The sequence below is a fragment of the Neolewinella persica DSM 23188 genome (assembly GCF_000373105.1).
Taxonomy (GTDB): domain Bacteria; phylum Bacteroidota; class Bacteroidia; order Chitinophagales; family Saprospiraceae; genus Neolewinella; species Neolewinella persica.
Window position 1 is genome coordinate 12,829 of the sequence record NZ_KB890436.1, and the last position, 21,635, is coordinate 34,463.

Consider the following 21,635-nt stretch of genomic DNA (forward strand, 5'->3'; position numbering starts at 1 on the left):
ACCGTATTTTGCACCTGCGGCCGCGCAAACTGAGTTGGCACCATGAATGATGTAGTGAATCGCTACCGCTCTTGTCACTACCTGCGCTACGCTTGCTCGTCCAGGAGAGGGCAGTGAGCGGTACCTATTATATCCCCCCTCCCTTCTCTCCTTCACTTTTATAAAAATCCGCCGGACACCAATAAGCAGTCCCCCGCATGCCTTACCTTGCATGGGTGCGCCTGATTATTCCCATTCTCTTCTTTATTCCCGCTTTCGCCTTGGCCCAACCCTACGGATTCCTCTCCTGGACGGTGGGCGATGGCTTACCTGCATCCGAAGTGAGCGTCCTGGCGGAAGATGCCCTTGGTTATCTCTGGGTCGGAACTGATGGGGGAGGTGTGGCAAGGTTTGACGGTGAAACCTTCACCAACATGAGCCGGGAGATGGGCTGGCCGGGAAATTTCATTAAGGCCATTTCTCTCGATTCTTACGGAGCGGTTATTATACACTCCGACCACGGGATTTTCAATTACCCCATAGATTCAGCAAAATTCACCGGCGTTGAAATGCCCGGCCTAATAACACCTGAGTCAGGTCCTGACCTTGCGCGTGCTGAGGATCGACTGCACGCTACTAATCCTTTCCTGCCAGTGTTCACAGCCTTGGGAGCTGTGGGAAAGAACTTCCTCGCAGGTACCATGGAAGGCTTACTCCTGCTTGACCCACAGGGACAAATTCTGGAGCACTACACCGCACCCAATGATCTGCCGGGTAATCGAATAACGGCCATCATCACCGACCGGCAGGGCCGGAACTGGATCGGTACCGATGGCGGCCTGGCCCGGATGATCCCCACCGGTATCCGCCATTTCGCCCAGGGCGAGGCTGGCCTGGCTGGCAGCCGCATCACCGCCATTGCTGCTGGCGAGGCTGGCCTGCTTTGGCTGGGCCTGGATCGTAACGGCCTGCAATACCTCGACAGTGCAGGCTTCGCCCGCCCACCCGTCGATGATCCCACCCTGAGAACGCAGATCACGGCCATTGCCCGTGACACTGCCGGTTGGATCTATACGGCGACTAATGGCCGCGGCATCACGGTGCTCTGCCCTGACAGCTTACGGGTAGAGCAATTAACCAGTCGCTCCGGCCTGCCGGATGACCGGTTGTTGGCGCTTTTGCCAGACCCCGAAGGCGGGATTTGGGCCATTAGCTATGACCAGGGCGTAGGCTATATCCGCTACGAAGACTCCCTGTTTGCCGTGGCCCGCTACGGTCCAGAGGAAGGACTACCCCTTGCTGAATCCACTTCAGCACTTCGCCTGCCCGACGGAGATTTGTTGCTGGCCAATGCCGGAGGCGGTATCCTGCGCTGGCGGCCAGGCAGGCTGATAGTGGAGTATGGTCCAGGCCATGGGCTGCCGACCGGGGAAATTACGACCATGGCCCTCAGGCGCAATACCCAACTTTGGGTCGCTGTGAACGGTAAGGGATTGTTCTATACGGATCTGCGAATGATCAAACCTGCTTTTGTCGCCCTCCCATCCCGCCTGGGGCCCGCCTCCACCAACATCCGACAAATCTTACTGCCGGATGATCGTTCAGAGGTTTGGCTGGGCACCGATCGAGGCCTGGAGCAGATTTTTCTGGATCGCGATGGTCGGCCCGACTGGCGAAGACGTTACGGCAGGGCCGAAGGGTTTCCCGCAGCCGAAACCATAGCGGGAGCCGCTACCTGTGGCACTACCGATGGTTTGCTGTATTTCGGCACCTCCGACGGTCTCGTTCGCTACGTCCCTGATGATGGTGATGGCTACTTGCCACCACCCCCCACGATCCTGCAAGGCATCAGCCTTTTTTACGCACCGTTACAGCCAACCGACTATCGTTTGGAGCGGGAGACGCCCGTCTTCACGGCGACCAATAATCACTTCAATTTTCGCTTCGGAGCCGTTGACCTGACCTACCCGAACCGATTGCGTTATCAGTGGCAACTTGTTGGTGCCGATCCGGATTGGTCGCCGGCGGCCGCCGAAACGGCCGTTCGGTACGCGGGGTTGGCACCAGGACGCTACCACTTTAAAACCAGGGCAACGACCGACGATGGAAAGACCTGGGGGGAGCCAGCCGAATTTAGTTTCGTTATCACCGCTCCCTTATGGCGGCAAGGTTGGTTTCTTGGCTTGATGACCCTGGTGATTGCCGGGCTGGTGGTGGCAGGCTTCTATACTTTTTATCGGCGTATTCAGCGGGAAGAAGCCCGCAAGCGGAAGCGGCTGGAGGAAAAGAATCAATTATTGATGCTGGAGCAGAAGGCCTTACAACTCCAGATGAATCCTCACTTCATCTTCAATGCCCTGAACGGCATCCGGGGGCTGGTGGATGGGCAACACGACGCCGAGGCACGGGCGCAGATCACCCGGTTTGCTACCCTAATGCGGGGCATTCTCAATAACAGCCGGCAAGAGACCGTTGCGCTGGCAGAGGAAATCTCCACCCTCGAGGAATACCTGAAAATGGAGCAATTTTGTCAGCCGTTTGAATTTACGTTTGCCATCATTCCGCCGGTTGGTGTTGAAGCGGAGGAGGTTAGTATGCCTTCGATGTTGCTGCAACCTTTTTTGGAAAATGCGGTGCTGCATGGCTTATCGGCTAAGGAAGGTGCGAAGCATGTTGAGGTGCGTTTTTTGATGCGCGGCCGCAGGATGCAGTGTACGGTAACGGACAATGGGGTCGGCCGCGCAGCGGCCGCCGCGCGCAAAGCCGGCCGGCCTGCGGGCCACCAATCTGTCGCCCTCGACGTTACCAGCCAACGGCTGAAAGCAATGAAGGGGCGGTTGGATATTTCTGATGTCACCCACGAGAATGGTACTGTGGCGGGGACACGGGTGGAATTGTTTTTTCCGGTGGATAGTTGGTGAAACGCAGGTTCTGTTCTACGCTGGCTTAATTCCGATTTGGCCACTTGCCCAAACTTTCAGCTCGTGGTCGAGTTCAAAAGTTTTCGATAAATACTTTTAACCACGGAGTGGTTGAACTGTATTTGCCCCGGCTGAAAAGCTGCGCAGTGGTTTTTAGCCGGGGTGTTTGAGGAGACTTTAGCCGTTGCGGCGCTGCGCGCCGCCAGGTGGCAAAACTTCCCCTAATCCCCGGGTTAGGCGTCCCGCCTCACCCGGGGCAAATACATTTCGATCCCTCCGGGATCTGCTGAAATTACTAACGAAACTTCTGAATCAAGCCATTAGTTTGACTTGCTCAATTGATGACATGGCTTATCGGCTTTGTCCTCAGAGCCCAGATTTTATCGTACCTTAGTAACGGTCTTTTGTGACCAACGTAAACCACCGCGTCTAAACCAACGAACCAACTATATTATGAAGATGAAAGATTTACTTTTCTCCCTTACGTTCATGTTATTACTAGTACTTGCCGGAAGCCAGGTTGTTTCCGCCCAGGTAACCAGCCAGCGCATGACGATGAGCCGTGGTTCCAACGATGCCATGATTCTTGAACTACCCACTGCCGACGAAAAGATGGTGGACAAGCTTTGGTCCGATTGGCTGAAGGACAACTACAGCGTTAAAACCAAGAAGGTAAAGAAGACCAAAAACGAACTGGAACACTTGAATTTCTCCATCCCGGGCGTAAGCACTGGTGGAAAAGTTGACATGTACAGTTCCATCCGCACCTCCGGTGGCGGCAGCGAATTGACGATCTGGATTGCTACTCCAGATGGCTATATCAGCCCCGAACTAGACAGCGGCCGCTACATCGAGGCTGAAAAAATGCTGATGCGCTTTGCGCTGGCCGTTAGCAAGTCCCAGATCGAAATGCAGGTGGAAGAGGAAGAAAAGGCCCTCAAGGACTTGGAAAAAGAGTTGGAACGAATCCGTAAGGACAAGGAAAAGCTTGAGCAAGACATCGTAGACGCTGAGCGCGCCATCGAAAAAGCCCGCGCTGATATCGAGAACAACCTCAGTGAGCAGGAGAGCAAAACGCGTGAAATCGGGGCGCAGATCGAGAAGATCGAAGCTACTAAGCGGAAGCTGAAGGATTTCTAGGCCAACTTGACCAAGCAGATTTTTTTGAAAAACGGAACGCCCGAGTTGCAGCTGCAACCCGGGCGTTTTCTTTTTGGGATAATGAAAACGGGATAGAACTTAAAATCAGTTTTTCTTAATGCGCTGGGTGTGGATAACCTTGTCTTCCTTGTCCTTAAGCTGGACGAGGTACATGCCCTGAGGAAGCTCGGCAATATTATAGGTCTCCTTGTCTGCGTAGTCAAATGCCTTGATTTCGCGCCCCATCATGTTTATCACGTTGATCTTTGCAATGCGGTCACTGTGACCGATCTCAAAAGTGGTGGAGACGGGGTTGGGGAAAATGCGAAGATCTTCGGTAGCGGTCTGGGCCGCGAGGCCCAGGCTGAAGAAGAGGAAAAAGATAGAGAGTGTAAAGTTTTTCATGTTGGGTTTAATTCAAAAGTCCGATGAGAGAGTAAGTGACTAAAGCATGCGGGGATGCACGCTTTGCCCATTCAACTAAGGACTCAGGGGTAGGTGCGAGGATTTTTTGAAAAAAAATAAAAAAAGTCGAATTTTATCTAAAATTGGCGATATTCAGTCAAAAGCAGTGTTTTAAGGTTGGAGAACTGCTCCTTTAACTTTCTTTGCACCTGCGGCCTCGCTAAAAATGACTAAATATCATACTTTGAAAAAAGTGCGCCAAAAACGGACCTTGTTTTACTATTTGCGTGTTAATATCGCAGGGGCGATGGTGGACGAACCTGCTAAATTACTCGTTCCCTAATCCATTGGTTCCCCATTATTTAATTCTCTCCTTCTTTAATTCTCCCACTCTCTAACTCACTCATGGCGGAAGTACTCGAAACGACGATTGAAGAGCAAACCGGCATCCGGGAGGCTTACGAGGCGATGATCGCCTGCCTGCAGAACAAACCCAATAAGGCGGATCTGGAGCAAATGGAACGTGCCTTCAAGCTGGCTAATTACAGCCACCGGTACCAGCGGCGGAAATCGGGAGAACCCTACATCTACCATCCTATAGCGGTGGCCAGGATCTGCTCCGAGGAAATCGGGCTGGGTCCCACGGCTATTTGTGCTGCCCTGCTCCACGACGTGGTGGAGGACACCCCCGTTTCACTCGACGATATCCGCCAGGAATTCGGAGAACGGATCGCCCAAATGGTGGGGGGGCTTACCAAGCTCGACAGCGCCTACACCAACGAGAGCCAGCAAGCCGCCAACTTTAAAAAAGTACTGAGCACGCTGATTATCGACATGCGGATCGTACTCATCAAAATGGCCGACCGCCTGCACAATATGCGGACGATCAAAAGCATGCCTGAGCACAAGCAGTTCAAGATCGCGGCGGAGACGAGTTATATCTATGCGCCGCTGGCGCACCGGCTCGGCCTCTATAATTTCCGCTCGGAGTTTTTAGATCTTTGCATGAAGGTGCTGGAACGCGATGAGTACCAGGCCGTTGCCCGCAAACTGCGGGAGACAAAGACTTCCCGCGAAGCCTACATTGAACGGTTCATTGCGCCGTTGCGCAAGAAACTTGACGAACTGGACTATCCCTACCGCATCTATGGCCGTCCGAAATCTATCTACAGTATTTCCAATAAGCTTAAGAAAAAGCAGGTGCCTTTCGAACAGATCTATGACCTGTTTGCCGTTCGTATAGTAGTGGATGTGCCGGTGAATAAAGAAAAGCTGGCCTGTTGGGCTTGCTACAGCGTGGTGACGGATGTGTACCAGGGGGTGCCAGAACGACTGAAGGATTGGGTGACCATCCCGAAATCGAACGGCTATGAAAGTCTGCACACTACGGTTGCCGGCCCGGAGGCCCGCTTCGTTGAGGTGCAGATCCGGAGTGAACGGATGAACGAGATTGCCGAGCGTGGCTTTGCCGCGCACTGGAAGTACAAAGGTGTGAGTAACCAGCCCGACGTCTACGAACAATGGTTCGACTCGGTGCGGGACATCCTCGATGATCCAAACAGCGATACCGTCCAATTTCTGGGAGATTTCCGGGATAACGCCTTCTTTAATGAGGAGGTCTACGTCTGGACACCCGACGGCGACATGAAGTCCCTGCCCAAGGGGGCCACGGCGCTTGACTTTGCCTTCAGCGTGCACACTGAAGTAGGGTACCATTGCCAAAGTGTATTGGTGGATGAAAGAATCGTACCCCTTAGCTATAATCTACGCAACGGTGATCGCCTCCAGGTGGTGACCAACAAGCAGCAGAAACCCAACGAAGGCTGGCTCAAACTGGTGACAACCGGAAAGGCAAAAGCCAAGATCCGCCAGGCGATGAAGGCGGAAAAGAAAGAAAAAGGGGAGTTGGGCAAAGAGGCGCTGCTGCGTCGCCTCAAAAAACTCCGGATCGATGATAGCGGGTTGGCCGTCGAGCAACTGTCTAAATACCATACAGAAGGTAGCCACATTGACCTGTTTTACAACATCGCCCAGGAGCACATTACCGTCGCTCAGGTAATGGCACCGTTCATCGTCGAGAACGGTAAGCTGGTGGCTAAAGCAGTAGAGTTGCCGGACGAATCTGCCGGTCAGCTGCCAGGCGGCCGAAAGCGGAACCCCGCCAACAAAGAAAAGGGGCATTCCAGGTTGTTGATTAACGGGGAGCCTGGTGACCAGTTTGAATACACCATGGCTACTTGCTGCCATCCGGTGCAGGGCGATCAGGTCTTTGCCTACCTGACGGCCAACGCGGGCCTAAAAATCCACCGTAGTCGCTGCCCAAACGCACAGAACCTGATGGCCAACTACGGCTACCGGATCATGCGGGCAGAATGGGTAAGCACCACGGAAAGCAGCTTTGTGGTAAACCTGAAACTGACGGGCCTGGATAGTGGCACGGGAGTCATCGAGCGCATCAGCCATGAGATCACGGAGATGGCCCTGAATATCCGTAGTTTCAGCATAAGCGGCAACGACGGTTATTTTGAGGCCAATGTCAGCCTGTTGGTTAAAAACAAGGACCAATTGTACCTGGCGATGCAGGGGTTGAAAAACTTAGACCACGTTTCAACCGTTTCCCGGGAAGAGGATTAAGTGCAGCAGGTTGCAAGTTGCATGTTGCAGGTTACAACCTTGTCGTATGTGCAACCTGCAACCTGCAACCTGAAACCTGCAACCTGCAACCTGCAACCTGAAACCTGCAACCTGACAATTATGCAAAGTAACCCAACCACCGACATTGAAACGGTTAAGGACCTCTTCAGCGCTCACTTAAAAGAGCGAAAGGCCCGCCGTACGCCTGAACGCTACGCTATTTTGGAAGAAATCTATAACCGGGAGGACCATTTCGATGCGGAGTCGCTTTACATCCACATGAAGACCAATAATTACCGGGTATCCCGGGCAACGGTCTACAATACCCTGGAGCTGCTAGTGAGTTGTGACCTGGTGAAGAAGCACCAATTTGGTAAAAATCTGGCCCAGTACGAAAAGAGCTACGGCTACAAGCAGCATGATCACCTGATCTGCAATAACTGTGGTAAGGTACTGGAGTTTTGTGACCCACGGGTACAGCAAATTAAGAACATGATGGGGGAGATACTCAACTTTGAAGTGACTTCGCATTCACTCAATCTTTATGGCAATTGTGCCGGAGGCTGCGAGAAGACGCGGAAAAGCTAACGCTGCTGCATAAACAAAACCAAGTAAGTGTTGGCCCATTTACAACAAATTACGTATTTTTGCCGGCCTTGCCGGAGGAATAGTTGATGCTGAGCACACTTTCTTCTGTCCGGGAGTTAAGGGCTAACCGCCGGGGCGCAAGTGCAACCGGTTGTCCGTAATCAAGAATCAACAATTACCAATCAACAATTAATAAAACAGCATGTCTTACGAAATCACCGGTACCCTAGTTAAAAAATTTGAGACCGAGACCAAGGGCGAATCTTTCCGGGTACGTGACTTTGTCATCAAAGCCAACGACGGTGGACAGTACGATAACTTCGTTAAGTTTCAGACTACTCAGGATCGTACCGCAATCATTGACGACTACAACGAAGGGGACGAAATCAAAGTACACTTCGACCTCCGGGGTCGCCAGTGGCAGGAGAAGTACTTCACTAACCTCAACGCCTGGCGCGTAGAGAAGGTGAGCGGTGCTGCCGCCTCCGCACCGGCTGCCGCCGCTGAGAGCTTCAACGACTTTCCTACGGCCAGCACTACCGATGAGCCTACTGCAGAAGCGTCGGATGACCTGCCGTTTTAATAGTAAGTAAGTGGGTAGTAGATGTGGGTAGTGCTGCCGCAAGTACCTGCTCGCTTCGCTCGTACGGCTTCATTTGTGTAATGGGGATTTGAAAAAATGCCTCACGAGCGAAGCGAGCAGCAATCTGCGGCAGCACTACTTACTACCCACTATAAACTATAAACTATGAAGAGGAACTGCCCAGAATGTGGAGACGAGTACACTGGCCGCATCGATAAGAAGTACTGTTCGGCCGCCTGTCGGGCTACGTTCCACAACCGTCAGAATGCTCAGAACCTCGCCTTCCAACGCAACGTTAACAACATCCTGCGGCACAACCGCAATGTGTTGGCAGAGTTGAACCCGGACGGCAAGGCCAATGTCCGAAAGGACCGGATGATCGACCGCGGGTTCAAATTTCGGTACTTCACTAATGAGTATCGGACCAAAAATGATACCCTCTACCACTTTTGCTACGACTACGGCTACCGGGTCGAAGATGATAAGGATAAGGAATGGGTATTCCTGATCAAGCGGCAGGAGTATGTGGAGTAAAGACCGATAACTTATGTATTCACAGGCTCTTAACGGGGAACCAAAACTTGAAGGTGGTTCGTTGTAGGCTTATACATACATTCATATGGTCTTAACTCGTTCGCCGACGAGCCAGGTTGTTCCTCTCCCGCAGCTCTGCGGGACGGACAAGTGACTTTTTGACTAAATATTCAACAACAATTCCATGGTCCCACGCAACGACAATATTCTGATCGGCCTTGCCGTCTCCCTGATCGTACCTTTCATTGCGTATTTTCTGCTGTTGCAGGCACAGGACTTTATCGCTGCCAGTGCTGGCCGGCCCATCATTTTCGAGCAACGTACCCTGGCGCTTATCGCCATCTGCCTCAACGTGATGCCGCTGAATTACTTCCGGAAAGTATACCGTAACCGTAGTCTGCGTGGCCTCGCTACCGGGACGATGATCCTGGCGCTTTGCTGGTTTTTCTGGTTTGGACGAGAGTTGCTTTAGTCGCTGGAAACTAATAGCTAAGGAACTAAGAACTAGATGGTCAAGCGGTGTGCGGGTACAGTTGATTTTAAATATGACTACACCTGGAACCTCCCTCCTGGTTTCTAGTTTCTATTCCCTATCTTCGCGGCGATATAAAATGACCATAGATTGAAGCCGCAAACGTGTGGCTGCCGCCGGTTCTACAAGCGGACCACCGGCGGGAAGAAGATACCCCTCTGCGTTTCGGCGCATTTCGGCAATCCAGCTGATTCTCCCTCCCCCATTCCAAGGCTGTTTTGTGTTGCTGCCATTGCGCAGCTGCTCTACTGTATGATATGCAGGGCGCGGCCGCAGGTGCAGTGTAAGGATTAAAAAGCAGGGTTTCCCAACCCTTCCCTTTTTCTCCCCTTCCTCCTTTACTTTGAATATTTAACCAAGTCATATACAACCATGGGTAATAAGACCCCAATGACGGTAAACTTCGAATTGCCAAACGGGCGCGAAGTCACCATCGAAACCGGAAAACTGGCCACGCAGGCCGACGGTTCAGTCGTAGTAAAGTGTGGTAATACCATGCTTTTCTGTTCAGTAGTTTCCTCACACAGCGTACGCGAAGGCCAGGCCTTCTTTCCGCTGAGCGTTGATTACCAGGAGAAGTTCGCAGCTGCGGGCCGCATCCCTGGTAACTTCTTCCGCCGGGAAACGCGCCTTAACGATTACGAAATCCTCATCAGTCGCATCGTTGACCGTGCCATTCGTCCACTTTTCCCTAAGGGTTACATGTTCGATACGCAGGTTATCATCAACCTGATCTCTCTCGATCCGGAAGTGATGCCCGACGCGCTGGCCGGCCTAGCCGCCTCCGCCGCTCTGATGGTTTCCGACATTCCTTTCGCCGGGCCGATTTCTGAATGCCGCGTAGCGCGCATTGATGGCGAATACGTCGTTAACGCAGAACGCTCCGCCCTCAAGGACGCTGACCTCGACCTCATCGTTGCGGCCGACGCCGACAACATCATGATGGTAGAAGGTGAAGGCAAAGAAGTGGACGAAAAGTCCATCATCGAAGCCCTCAAAGTTGGCCACGATGCCATTAAGACCATGTGTAAGGCCCAGCTCGAGCTTCGCGCTATGGTGAACCCCACTCCTCGCGAAGTCGAGATTGCTACCGTTGACGAGGAAATCCTCAGCTACGTTGAAGGTAAGGTGAAAGCCGCCGTCGAAACCGTTGCGCGTGGTGCCCTTAACAAGCAACAGCGTAAGGACGCCTTCAAGAAAGTGAAGGAAGATTACAAAGCCGCCGTTCTCGAAGAGAAAGGCGAAGAATGGCAGCAGGAAAACAAGGAGGAGCTCAGCGCTGCTTACGACAAAATTCAGAAGAAGACCATTCGTGGTCTGATGCTCAACGAAAGTGTCCGTCTCGACGGCCGTAAATTCGATCAGGTACGTGATATCTGGACGGAAGTTGAATACCTCCCTTCTGCACACGGTTCGGCGATCTTCAACCGTGGTGAGACCCAGGCACTGACCAGCCTTACCCTCGGTACCAAGACCGACAAACAGATGGTTGATGTTGCGTACGAGAACAGTTTTGCTGATTTTATCCTGCACTACAATTTCCCCGCTTACTCCGTAGGCGAGACTAAGCCGATGCGCGGCCCCGGCCGTCGTGAAGTTGGCCACGCCAATCTCGCCCACCGCTCTATCCGTCAGGTACTGCCCGACGAGATGACCCACACCATCCGCATCGTTTCTGACATCATGGAATCCAACGGTTCCAGCTCTATGGCTACCGTCTGTGCCGGTTCTATGGCTTTGATGGATGGCGGCGTTCAACTCAAGCGTGCCGTAGCCGGTATCGCCATGGGTATGGTGGCTGAAGGTGGCAAGATTGCTATCCTCTCCGATATCCTCGGTGACGAGGATGCCCTCGGTGATATGGACTTCAAACTGACGGGTACCGAGAATGGTATTACCGCCTGCCAGATGGACATTAAGATCGACGGTCTCCCTTACGAGCAACTCGAACAAGCACTGGAGCAGGCCCGCGTTGGTCGTCTCCACATTCTCGGTGAAATGGCTAAGACCATCAGTAAGCCGAACGATGACCTGAAGCCACACGCTCCGCGGATCGTGAAGCTGATCATCGAGAAGTCTTACATCGGTGCCGTTATCGGACCTGGAGGTAAGATCATCCAGGAGCTGCAGGAAATGACTGGTACTAACATCAACATCGACGAAGTCGATGGTAAGGGCCACATCTCCATTGCTTCTAATGACAAAGCTGCGATTGATGACGCCGTTGCGCGGATCAAAAAGATCACCTTTACCCCTGAGGTAGGTGGTGTTTACACCGGCCACGTGAAGACCATCATGCCTTACGGTGTGTTCGTTGGTTTCGAAGGTGGTAAGGATGGCCTGCTGCACGTCTCTGAGATGAGCCACAGCCGCATCGACAACGTTGAGGACGCCTTCAGCGAAGGCGACGAGGTTACCTTCAAAATCGTCGATATCGACGAGCGTACCGGTAAACTTCGCCTCAGCCGCAAAGCCATCATGCCACGTGCCGACGGCACCATCCCGACCGACGAAGAGCTCGAAGCCGAGCGCAAAGCGGCCAAGGATCGTCCACGCCGTGATCGCGGTGACCGTGGAGACCGCGGTGACCGCCGCGGTGGTCGTGATCGTGATCGTCGTGATCGCCGGGACTAAATTTTGTGAGCAGCTTGCCTGCTTATGATTGACTACGGGAAACGCCCGGTGGCCTTGGTGCTGCCGGGCGTTTCCCTTTTTGGGGACTTTGCTCGTCGGGGAAAGCATCAATTACCTAAAGAAAGCCTTTGGTGTACCTCTCCCGCGAAATTGTGCCCTGTGCAGCACTCAACTTCATTGCGTCAAGTGCAGCATTTAGGTGTTTCTAGGATTAAGCATTGAAAGTGGCCACGCCAAGCCCTTTCCGTGATGTCTAGCTCGTCAGGTTATTGATTTCAAAGTTGGATTTTACGAATGCCTCATTTTAGCGTACTCGAAAGAAAAGCTAAGAAATTCGCTGGGGCCAAATTTCAGAATAATCACTTTGCACCAACCTGGAAAGTCACGTTCTGAGGTCAGGGGCTCTGCCTCTGACACTTTGCTCAGTAGCAGGCACCTGAAAAAATCGCAAACCTTACGGTTGTGTATATTTGTCAGGTAACGTTTAGGCAAAAGGGAGTTCGACAGCCATTTAGCTAATCCCCTTTAGTAGTTACTTCCAACACTTAAAGGAAAAGAAATGACGGATATAGAAATTGCACAGAAAGTCATCGCTGAACATATTCGGGAAGTAGCGAATAAGTTAAACATCAAGGAAGAACATTTAGAATACTACGGTAGAGAAAAGGCAAAGCTGCCTTTGGATTTGATAGAAGAGGAGAAGGTAAGTAAAGGCAACCTTGTCTTAGTTACAGCCATTACACCAACCCCTGCGGGCGAAGGGAAGACCACTACCTGTATTGGCTTGAGTGATGGCCTGAATCACATCGGTAAAAAATCAGTTGTTGTCTTAAGAGAACCTAGTTTAGGTCCTGTTTTCGGTATGAAAGGCGGTGCTGCTGGTGGTGGATGGAGTCAAGTGATTCCTATGGTTGATATTAACCTACACTTTACGGGTGATTTCCATGCCATTAGTATGGCGAATAACTTGTTGGCTGCTTTAATTGATAACAACATACAGAGTAAGAGCAGAAGTTTAGACATTGATCCGCGTACGGTAATCTGGAAACGCTGTATGGACATGAACGATCGTGCGCTTCGAAACATCGTTGCTGCCTTAGGAGGGAAAGCCGGGGGCGTTCCTCGTGAGACAGGTTTCAATATTACGGCTGCGTCCGAAATAATGGCCATTCTATGTTTGTGTAAGAATTTAGAAGACTTACAAGAGATGTGCGGGAACATCTACATAGGGGATACTTTTGAAGGAAAGGCCGTTTATGCTAAAGACCTTAATTCCGCTGGTGCCATGGCCGTGTTATTGAAAGATGCCATCAAACCAAACCTGGTACAAACTCTTGAGGGGAACCCGGCCATTATTCATGGTGGCCCATTCGCTAATATTGCTCAGGGAACCAATTCTATTATCGCTACAAAAATGGGATTGAGCTTAAGTGAGTATGCAGTGACTGAAGCAGGTTTTGCAGCAGATTTAGGTGCTGAAAAATTCTTGAACATAAAGTGTAGAAGAGCTGGTTTGTCCCCAAAGGCGGTGGTGGTCGTGGCGACCATTCGCGCACTTAAGTATCATGGAGGGAAGCCACTTAATAGCTTAACTGAAGAAGATGTAGATGCACTAGAGAAAGGAATGCCAAACCTGGAAAAGCATATTGAAAGTATTCAAAGCTTTGGATTGCCAGTGGTCGTTTCCGTAAACGCCTTTAGCAGCGACACAGCTGCTGAAAAGGAACTGATTTATGCGCACTGCGAAAAACTAGGAGTGCCAGTAGCCTTGAGTTATGGTTGGGCTGATGGAGGTAAGGGATGTACTGAATTGGCGGAGAAGGTAGTCGCTGCTGTAAAGACCTGTGACAAGGAATTTATTCCTACTTACGACCTGGAAGACGCCCCCTTGACTAAAATAGAAAAGATTTGTCGGAAGATATATGGAGCATCCAATGTAGAACTTACCGCTGTAGCTAAAAGACAGTTAAAGCGATTTGAAGACTTAGGTTACGGTAACCTACCGATCTGCATGGCCAAAACGCAAAAAAGCTTAAGCGATAACGCTAAGCTGATCGGGCGTCCTGAAAACTTTGACATACACATTCGTGAGTTTGAAATAGCTACGGGAGCAGGGTTCATTATTCCGATTGCCGGCAATATGCTGAGGATGCCTGGCCTACCGTTGACTCCCTCTGCTGAAAATATTGAAATGGATAGTGAAGGGACAATCGTGGGGTTGTTTTGATAAATAGCGCCTAAGTTGAAATCATAATGAATGCTGAACCAATCGGTAGTAGTTATTCAGGGAATGATATGAAAATCCATTTGGAAGAAGAATACAAGAAATGGAAAGGAAGAAGCCAAGCGGGATCAAATGGTTCTTCAAAGCAGTGGTGGGAAATCTGGAAATAGAAGCTGCGTAGGGCAATGCGAGCCTTGTTTGCACCCCTTAAGAAGCAACTGCTCAGAGGGGAAGGCCTGTAGGATTACGCTTAGCCCAAGCTTCACGTTTCAAACGCCCCAGCTTGTTCATAGCAGCTCAAGACCAGTTTGTATAGAAGAACATTGGTTTGATCTTAAAAGTAATTCTCCGTCAATGATCGTTGCTATCTTCAAGATGATAATCATCAGTCTTCTTAGGTAGACAAGGATATTCATTTTGTATATAGTTCCAATATCACATGGAGTACCCTTTCGTCCGGCCTAAATATTACTATTCACTATTCAAAGACATCGTTGGGTTTGTAAAAAAGCCTGAGAATAGGGAAGCAACAGAAAAGTCGACAAAATTCAAGGTATACGATACCATTGGCTTGTTTGTCGTGAAAATTCTTTGTCTGATCCCGATATCGATTCTGGTAGGCTTGATCCATGATCCGGAGAACTTAACAAAATCAAGTATGGCGGAACGGTTCTCACCTTTGATGCTACTACTCGTTACGGTGCTGATTTTACCCATGGTGGAGGAGGTCGCTTTTAGGCTTTCCTTAAAGTTTAAGCCGATTTATCTGGCCTTAACCTCTGGCGTCTTTTTATACTATGTGTTGACCAAGGCCGTGTTCGGTACAAAAATCAGCGCTGTAGACGAGACGTTCCTTACCAGGATAGTACTGTCTATTGGGTTGGTGCTGTTGTTGTATCCATTACTGAATATGAAGTCGATCAGCAAGAAATTAGCTGAGGTGTGGACCAATCATTTCCGCAGCATCTATTATGTCTCCTGTATCACCTTTGCCTGGATCCACGTCTTTAACTACGAGTTCAACTTGATGAATTTATTATTCCTTCCGTTAATCACCTTACCTCAGTTGATGACCGGGATCATTTCGGGTTATACAAGAGTCGCTTTTGGGTTTCGGTACCCGCTCTTTTTTCATATGGCAACTAATTTGATTGCTTTGGGTCTTTCGCTTTTACCTTTTGCTGACTAGAACGACCATCATGAATATGTTTTCTGAATTGCAGATTACAACGGATGACGAAGATCTTCACAGATGGAGAACCGCAAAATATGCCCAAACCCCTACCTTCGCCCCATGGCAGAAGACATCTCCATCTCCATCAATAAATTCATCGCCGCAACCGGCCTCTGCTCCCGCCGGGAAGCGGATAAACTGCTGGACGCCGGCAGGGTAACGCTGAACGGCGTAGTTGCCCGAAAGGGCAACCGGGTAGAAAAGGGCGACGAAGTAACCGTGGACGGTAAATCCCTTACCGAAAAACCCACCGCCGTTTACCTGGCCCTACACAAGCCGCCAGGCATTACTTGTACGACCGACCAGCGAGACAAGACGAACATCATCGATTTCGTCAACTACCCGGAACGCATCTTTCCCATCGGCCGGCTCGACAAACCCTCAACTGGCCTCATCCTTTTGACCAACGACGGTGATATCGTCAACAAGATCCTACGGGTAGAAAATGCCCACGATAAGGAGTACATCGTTACGGTGAACAAGCCCATCAACCGCGAATTCGTAAAGCGAATGTCCGGGGGCCTACCCATCCTGGACACTGTTACCAAGCGATGTGAAGTAGAAAAACTCGGAAAGCACCGTTTCCGCATCATCCTTACCCAGGGCCTTAATCGGCAGATCCGCCGGATGTGTGAGTACCTCGGCTTTGAGGTGCTGACTCTGAAGCGTATCCGCATTATGAATGTCCGCCTGGATGACCTCCCGGTGGGGGAGTGGCGGGAGTTAAGGGAGGATGAATTGGAAGTGCTTATGGCTAATAGTAAATAGTCTCGTGGTCTTGTGGGGCTGCCTAATACGGTAGCCCCACAAGACCAATAGACTACAAGACCACAAGACTACCCCCCCGCCCTTTCCCGACGTATCCCCGGCTTCAACCGTTCCGCCTCCTGAAACGCAGTTTCAGCAAGCTCCGTTTGCCCGGCGTTATACAGCGCAATGGCGTAGTTCCAGTGTGCTTCCGCGTCATCGGGACGGGCCTGAGAGGCCCGGCGGAAGTAATCCAGCGCCTGCGCCGTTTGGCCAGAGACGCCGGAGGCGACGCCCAGCAGGCGGAGCGTTTCATAATCGTTGGGGGCCAGCTGCTCCGCACGGAGGAGGTAACGGAAAGCCGTTTGCAGGTCTCCGCGTTCTTCCCCGGCGGCTTTGCCGGCGGAGGTTAGAGCAATGACCAGGTTGTCCGTAGCAGCCTGGTAGGTGTCAGATAGGTCAATAGCCTTATCGTAATCGGTGATGGCAGCGTCGTATTCGTTTAGCAACAACTGAGCATTGCCGCGCAGCAGGTAAGCATTGCGGTAAGTCGGATGGATTTCAATGGCTCGTGTCAGATCCGCCTTAGCGTCAAGAAGTAATTGCTGTTGGTTGGGTTGTGCTGTGGAAGGGAGGGATTGGTAGCGTTCGACCCGGGCACCACCCGCAGCATTCAGTAGTTTGGCACTGTTGGGTTGCTTGACAACGTCGGTGGTGAAAAGGGTGAAATTGTCGGCCCAAGCCGGGTTGCGGGCGACCGTAAGACCAGAAAATAACAACACAATTATGGGGATGGCCCAGGAAATGGTCCCGCCGAATTTCCGCGTCAGCCAGACCAGTAAAGAAGTTACGGCAATAGCCCAACCAAGGGAAGGCATAAACAGGAAGCGTTCGGACATATTGGTGCCGACGCTGAAAAATACGTTGCTGACGATCGACAAAGACGCCAGGTAGATCATTATGCCCAGCGTGACGAAGCGATGGGTGCGCCACTTCAGCAGCGCGAAAACGGCCAGGCCAGCGTGCAGTAATAAACCAAGCCACGGGGTTGTCGAAGCCCAGCTCATGATGGGAATGGCTCGGGGGTAGTAGTCGTGCACCAGGTTAGTCGGTACAAACAGAAGCCGGAGGTACTCCCATAAGGTATGCATCACGGTGGCCAGCCGATCACCGGCGGAGATGTCTACCCAAACACCGTTTTGTAACTCCAGAAACGGGTTGTTCATCAGCTCACGTACGGGGTCACCCAGCGAAAGACCGATGACGGCAGACCGCAGGGCCAGAAACGCTGCCACACCAATAACGGCGGGCAGGAAATATTTTAGTCGGCCGCCTGCTCCTTCTTTGCTACGGAATAAAAGCAGTACCAGAGGTATGACGGCCAGGAAAGTGATGGCGTTTTCCTTAGCCAGGCTCCCCAGGAAAACTAACCCTGCACCTGCGACCGCGCCCAAGAAATGTTCCCGCTCGGCTGCCCGGAAGATCAGCCAGGTTCCTCCGACAGCTCCAAGTAAGGCGATGATCTCGTCACGACCTTTAATATTGGCTACGGCCTCTGTGTGCAAAGGATGGGCGGCAAATAATGCCGCAATACCAAGCGCAAACCACCACGGCAGGTTCTTCTGCGTTTTGGCCAGATCGCGCACGAAACCGAAGATCACCAGCACCAGAGCACCGTACCAAAGCACGTTGAGTAAATGGGAGAGAAACGGGCCGTTACTAATCTGCTGTTCCAGCGCAAACATGGCCGGAGTTAGCGGGCGATAACGCCCTCCAGCGACCAGGTTGGCTTTTCCGTCATCCATGAAAAAGCCGTAGAAAGTATCGTGACTAAACAGCTCGCCCCAGCCAGCGATGCCTTTTTGGACGATCTCGTTGTCGGTAATGACGATGGCGTCATCCAGTGCAAAATCATGGCCAAGTGTATTTGCATAGATCAGGAAAGACAGCGCGAACAGCACAATCGCCTGTAAGCGAGGTTTACGATACCAGGAGAGGGTAGCGATTGGCACTTGTTTAGGTTGAGGTTGCTTGTGCTTACTTTTTGCCATGTGGTGAAAGTACGCAACCCGGGGAATTGTGTTAGTTTTCCGGGGCTATTTCCAGGAAAATTGAAAACCTTGACTGCCTGGGGGTGTTGGCAAAGAATCACAACAGGTCAATAGACCAACAGCAACAAAATACCAACCCATGCCCCTAATCCTAATTACTAACGACGATGGCATCACCGCTGGTGGCATTAAAGAACTTGTAAGCATCGCCCGTGAATTTGGCGACGTGCTGGTAGTAGCACCAGATAGCCCACAATCTGCGCAGGGGCACGCCATCACGATTGAGCGACCGGTATTTGTTCGGGAAAGTAACGTATTCGGAGAGGAAATCGAGGCCTACGAATGTAGCGGCACGCCGGTGGATTGCGTCAAAATTGCGAAGAGTGTTTTGCTCGACGGTCGGTCGCCCGACCTCTGTGTTTCCGGCATCAATCACGGCAGCAACGCAGCCATTAACATCATTTACTCCGGTACCCTGTCGGCCGCGATGGAGGCCAGTTTGGAAGATACTCCCAGTATCGGGTTTAGCTTTTTGAACTATCAGTCCGATGCGGATTTCACCGTTTGCCGTCCCTACGTTCGTAAACTGATTAGCCACGTTCTGAAGCACGGTATGGAAGAAGGGAGTTTGTTCAACGTAAACATCCCTAACCTCCCGGCGGAAGAAATCAAAGGCTTGAAAATTTGCCGGCAGGCGGAAGCCCGTTGGGTGGAAGAATACGTAAAAGGGGAAGACCCCCGGGGCCGTCCTTATTACTGGCTGACGGGGAAATTCGTCAATGAAGACCCGCGGGAAGACGCTGATGCCAACGCGCTGCGGGCGGGCTACGTTACGCTGGTGCCCAGCCATCATGACCTGACGAACCATGCCGCGCTGGAGCGTTTGACAACCATCGAGGCCTCCCTTCAGCCAGACGGAGCCAGTGGCGGAGACCAGGGGATTAGCCGGGAACAACACCTCGAGCAATTCTAAATTGCATTGTCCTGACCGTTTACGACTTAAAAAGCCCCGCTCCGTAAGCAGTTGCCATTTGATGCAATACGTGTCATTAAACCGACTACCTTTGCTTCCGATCTCATAGGAAATTACCTCAGACCGCGCCCGTTAGGCACTTTAGTTTTGACTGCCTCGAGAAGAGGATCATTATCTCATGAGAGTATTGCGATATTTTACTTTCTCCCGGATCGTTCACGAAAGATGAGAACACCCACCATCTGCCATCCGGTACACTTTAAGAGCGCGCTTCGTCTTGACGAGGCGCGCTCTTTTTTTGCGCGGCAAAAAAGAGGTAGGCACTTCGCTCGGTAGACGGGCTTCGCCCCCGGTAGCGGGTAGAAGGCAGGCTGTCGCACTCAGGTGCTTTGGCTCCTCCTGCCATCGCGGCACCTCTGTGCTTCTTCAGCGCCTCTCTCGGTGCTGCCCTCTGCGAGAACCCCTTGCTGCGAAGCAGCCCTGAATGTCCTTAATGATTTTCCCTTCCCTTAGTGTAGCCCTTATTGACCTTAATGCCTTAGTGGTTATTCTCCTCCTCCTCCTCCTTCCACGCCGGCATCTCTGTGCTTCCTCAGTGCCTCCCTCCGTGTGACCTCTGTGAGCACCAAATAGCTGCGTAGCAGTCCTGCTAAATACGCTCAGATAGTTACTCCAATATCTCACCTTTAGTGTACTGCTTAATGGCCTTAATGCCAAAGTGGTTATTTTTCGAGGCCAATACATTTATCTTCGCACCATGCAGGAAACCATCGTCGCCATAGCCACCCCCACCGGAGAAGGGGCCATCGGAATCGTTCGGCTCTCGGGAACAGGGTGCATCGTTTTGGTGGATGACTTTTTTCCGGCGCGAACGCTGGTGCAAAGTGAAGCCAGAAAAGCATGGTTCGGTATCCTGGCCGGAGAGGACGGTGCACCCATCGATGAAGTCGTAATAACCCTATACCGGGCTCCCGCGAGTTATACGGGAGAAGATTCGGTAGAGATCAGTTGTCACGGAAGTCCCTACATACTCAGCAGGGTAGTACAGCTTTGCATTGACGCTGGCGCCCGGATGGCCCAGCCGGGGGAATTCTCCCAACGCGCTTTCCTGAACGGAAAGCTCGACCTCAGCCAGGCGGAGGCAGTCGCTGACCTGATTGCAAGTCAATCGGCAGCTGCCCACCGGATCGCTTTGCGGCAACTTCGGGGTGGGGTGAGTGACGAGATCAAAGAACTGCGCGTGGCGCTCATCAACTTTGCCAGCCTAATAGAATTGGAACTTGATTTCGGGGAGGAAGACGTCGAATTTGCCGACCGGACGGAGCTCCGCGAACTGGTAGACAAGATCAGGGGACGCATTGAGGCGTTGACGACCTCTTTCCGCTTAGGGAACGCCATCAAGTTAGGCATTACCACCGTGATCGCCGGCCGGCCCAATGCCGGTAAATCCACCCTGCTCAACGCATTGCTCAATGAGGAACGTGCCATCGTCTCCGAAATCCCCGGTACTACCCGGGATACCATCGAGGAAACCCTAAATATCGGTGGCGTGACTTTCCGATTGGTGGATACCGCCGGTATCCGGGAAGCCTCGGATACCATCGAGGCCATCGGCGTCGAACGGGCCCTGGAACGCGTGCGCACCAGCCAACTATTGGTCTACGTTTTCGACGTCATAGAAACTGATCCGGAAACCCTCGCTGCTGACCTGGACGCGCTCTACCGCGAAGACCTTCAGCTGGTAGTCGTCGCTAATAAAATGGACCTCAACCCCTATACGAAGTACGAGCACTATTTCGGCGAAGACTACACCGGCAAGTGGATGGTACCGAACGACAATTTCATCCCGATGATCGCCAAATCCCGGAGTAATCTCGGTTATTTACAGGATCGATTGCTCGCCGTAGCCACCGGCGGGACGGCTGGGTTGGACCAGCAACAAGTCGTCCTCAGCAACGCCCGCCACTACGACGCGCTGCGTCGGGCAGACCAGGCCCTGGTCCGCGTTCTGCAAGGTCTGAAGACCGGACTCAGCCAGGATTTTATCGCCATGGACATCCGGCAAAGCCTTCGTGAACTCGGAGAAATCACTGGAGAAATTACCACAGATGATTTGCTGGGGAATATATTTTCTAATTTTTGTATTGGAAAATAGCTCGCCGTTTTCTCATGAGGAGGCACCGCTCCCTAAAAAGATTGTTTTTCTGCAACTTCACTGCGAATATTTTTTCGTCCGTTTTTACATCACTTTTTTGGTGACAAATTGAGCAATGAAGCCATTGAGGCCTTTTTGAGCTTTTAATGTCACCAAATGATTGTTGGAATAGTGGGTGGGCATAACTCTCTGATAACTAGTTGGTTTAATCGAAGGATTGTGACGGATACTTAAAGCTACCGTCGTAAGAACAAGTGGTGGTACTTTTATGTCTAGAGAAAGAAGACTTTGTACCAAACTA

15 protein-coding genes are annotated in these 21,635 nt (G+C 51.6%); 13 read left to right on the plus strand and 2 right to left on the minus strand.

The annotated features are described in order from the left end of the window. Nucleotides 1-197: 197 nt before the first annotated feature. Nucleotides 198-2,900: a histidine kinase gene (locus tag B036_RS0114690; RefSeq protein ID WP_020569487.1), complete on the plus strand. Its 2,703-nt coding sequence runs from the start codon at nt 198-200 to the stop codon at nt 2,898-2,900. A 459-nt stretch (nt 2,901-3,359) separates the two neighbouring features. Then, on the plus strand, nt 3,360-4,040 hold the full coding sequence (locus B036_RS0114695; RefSeq protein ID WP_020569488.1) for a hypothetical protein: 681 nt from the start codon (nt 3,360-3,362) through the stop codon (nt 4,038-4,040). A 105-nt stretch (nt 4,041-4,145) separates the two neighbouring features. Here the strand turns inward: B036_RS0114695 and B036_RS0114700 are convergent, their stop codons facing one another. Next, a complete protein-coding gene (locus B036_RS0114700) occupies nt 4,146-4,445 on the minus strand; it encodes a T9SS type A sorting domain-containing protein (protein ID WP_020569489.1) in 300 nt (99 codons plus the stop codon). 405 nt (nt 4,446-4,850) lie between these two features. Between B036_RS0114700 and B036_RS0114705 the strand changes: the two genes are divergently transcribed. The 9 genes from B036_RS0114705 to rluF all read left to right on the plus strand — a co-directional run bounded on the left by B036_RS0114705 (nt 4,851) and on the right by rluF (nt 16,176). Next, nucleotides 4,851-7,079 (plus strand): RelA/SpoT family protein, encoded by a 2,229-nt coding sequence (locus B036_RS0114705; RefSeq protein WP_020569490.1) that lies wholly within the window; start codon nt 4,851-4,853, stop codon nt 7,077-7,079. Between the two features lie 120 nt (nt 7,080-7,199). Further along, the gene (locus tag B036_RS0114710; RefSeq protein ID WP_026232004.1) at nt 7,200-7,667 is read left to right on the plus strand and encodes a Fur family transcriptional regulator; all 468 of its coding nucleotides are present in this window, start codon (nt 7,200-7,202) and stop codon (nt 7,665-7,667) included. A 202-nt stretch (nt 7,668-7,869) separates the two neighbouring features. Then, a complete protein-coding gene (locus B036_RS0114715; RefSeq protein WP_020569493.1) occupies nt 7,870-8,250 on the plus strand; it encodes a DUF3127 domain-containing protein in 381 nt (126 codons plus the stop codon). A gap of 165 nt (nt 8,251-8,415) precedes the next feature. Continuing rightward, the gene (locus B036_RS0114720) at nt 8,416-8,784 is read left to right on the plus strand and encodes a hypothetical protein (RefSeq protein ID WP_020569494.1); all 369 of its coding nucleotides are present in this window, start codon (nt 8,416-8,418) and stop codon (nt 8,782-8,784) included. 184 nt (nt 8,785-8,968) lie between these two features. Continuing rightward, nucleotides 8,969-9,256, plus strand: a complete 288-nt coding sequence (locus B036_RS0114725; RefSeq protein ID WP_020569495.1) for a hypothetical protein — start codon at nt 8,969-8,971, stop codon at nt 9,254-9,256. Between the two features lie 432 nt (nt 9,257-9,688). Further along, nucleotides 9,689-11,950, plus strand: coding sequence for a polyribonucleotide nucleotidyltransferase (gene pnp / locus B036_RS0114730; protein WP_020569496.1), 2,262 nt, complete (start codon nt 9,689-9,691; stop codon nt 11,948-11,950). 559 nt (nt 11,951-12,509) lie between these two features. Continuing rightward, nucleotides 12,510-14,177 carry a formate--tetrahydrofolate ligase gene (locus tag B036_RS0114735; protein ID WP_020569497.1) on the plus strand — a complete coding sequence of 556 codons (1,668 nt, stop codon included), beginning with the start codon at nt 12,510-12,512 and terminating at the stop codon, nt 14,175-14,177. Nucleotides 14,178-14,613: 436 nt separating this feature from the next. Next, on the plus strand, nt 14,614-15,363 hold the full coding sequence (locus B036_RS0114740; RefSeq protein WP_020569498.1) for a CPBP family glutamic-type intramembrane protease: 750 nt from the start codon (nt 14,614-14,616) through the stop codon (nt 15,361-15,363). 105 nt (nt 15,364-15,468) lie between these two features. Beyond that, nucleotides 15,469-16,176, plus strand: coding sequence for a 23S rRNA pseudouridine(2604) synthase RluF (rluF, locus tag B036_RS0114745; RefSeq protein ID WP_026232005.1), 708 nt, complete (start codon nt 15,469-15,471; stop codon nt 16,174-16,176). A 68-nt stretch (nt 16,177-16,244) separates the two neighbouring features. Here rluF and B036_RS0114750 read toward each other — a convergent pair whose 3' ends face one another. Then, nucleotides 16,245-18,167, minus strand: coding sequence for a tetratricopeptide repeat protein (locus B036_RS0114750; protein WP_169435066.1), 1,923 nt, complete (start codon nt 18,165-18,167; stop codon nt 16,245-16,247). 178 nt (nt 18,168-18,345) lie between these two features. Here B036_RS0114750 and surE point away from each other — a divergent pair, with 178 nt between their 5' ends. Together surE and mnmE are read left to right on the plus strand one after the other, a co-directional pair. Further along, a complete protein-coding gene (gene surE / locus B036_RS29480) occupies nt 18,346-19,179 on the plus strand; it encodes a 5'/3'-nucleotidase SurE (protein ID WP_020569501.1) in 834 nt (277 codons plus the stop codon). A gap of 757 nt (nt 19,180-19,936) precedes the next feature. Then, nucleotides 19,937-21,334: a tRNA uridine-5-carboxymethylaminomethyl(34) synthesis GTPase MnmE gene (gene mnmE, locus B036_RS0114760; protein WP_020569502.1), complete on the plus strand. Its 1,398-nt coding sequence runs from the start codon at nt 19,937-19,939 to the stop codon at nt 21,332-21,334. Nucleotides 21,335-21,635: the final 301 nt, after the last annotated feature.

Bases quoted from the DNA above. Each gene is read 5' to 3' on its own strand.
- B036_RS0114690 (WP_020569487.1), top strand. From the start codon at position 198: ATGCCTTACCTTGCATGGGTGCGCCTGATTATTCCCATTCTCTTCTTT.
- B036_RS0114695 (WP_020569488.1), top strand. From the start codon at position 3,360: ATGAAAGATTTACTTTTCTCCCTTACGTTCATGTTATTACTAGTACTT.
- B036_RS0114700 (WP_020569489.1), bottom strand. From the start codon at position 4,445: ATGAAAAACTTTACACTCTCTATCTTTTTCCTCTTCTTCAGCCTGGGC.
- B036_RS0114705 (WP_020569490.1), top strand. From the start codon at position 4,851: ATGGCGGAAGTACTCGAAACGACGATTGAAGAGCAAACCGGCATCCGG.
- B036_RS0114710 (WP_026232004.1), top strand. From the start codon at position 7,200: ATGCAAAGTAACCCAACCACCGACATTGAAACGGTTAAGGACCTCTTC.
- B036_RS0114715 (WP_020569493.1), top strand. From the start codon at position 7,870: ATGTCTTACGAAATCACCGGTACCCTAGTTAAAAAATTTGAGACCGAG.
- B036_RS0114720 (WP_020569494.1), top strand. From the start codon at position 8,416: ATGAAGAGGAACTGCCCAGAATGTGGAGACGAGTACACTGGCCGCATC.
- B036_RS0114725 (WP_020569495.1), top strand. From the start codon at position 8,969: ATGGTCCCACGCAACGACAATATTCTGATCGGCCTTGCCGTCTCCCTG.
- pnp (WP_020569496.1), top strand. From the start codon at position 9,689: ATGGGTAATAAGACCCCAATGACGGTAAACTTCGAATTGCCAAACGGG.
- B036_RS0114735 (WP_020569497.1), top strand. From the start codon at position 12,510: ATGACGGATATAGAAATTGCACAGAAAGTCATCGCTGAACATATTCGG.
- B036_RS0114740 (WP_020569498.1), top strand. From the start codon at position 14,614: ATGGAGTACCCTTTCGTCCGGCCTAAATATTACTATTCACTATTCAAA.
- rluF (WP_026232005.1), top strand. From the start codon at position 15,469: ATGGCAGAAGACATCTCCATCTCCATCAATAAATTCATCGCCGCAACC.
- surE (WP_020569501.1), top strand. From the start codon at position 18,346: ATGCCCCTAATCCTAATTACTAACGACGATGGCATCACCGCTGGTGGC.
- mnmE (WP_020569502.1), top strand. From the start codon at position 19,937: ATGCAGGAAACCATCGTCGCCATAGCCACCCCCACCGGAGAAGGGGCC.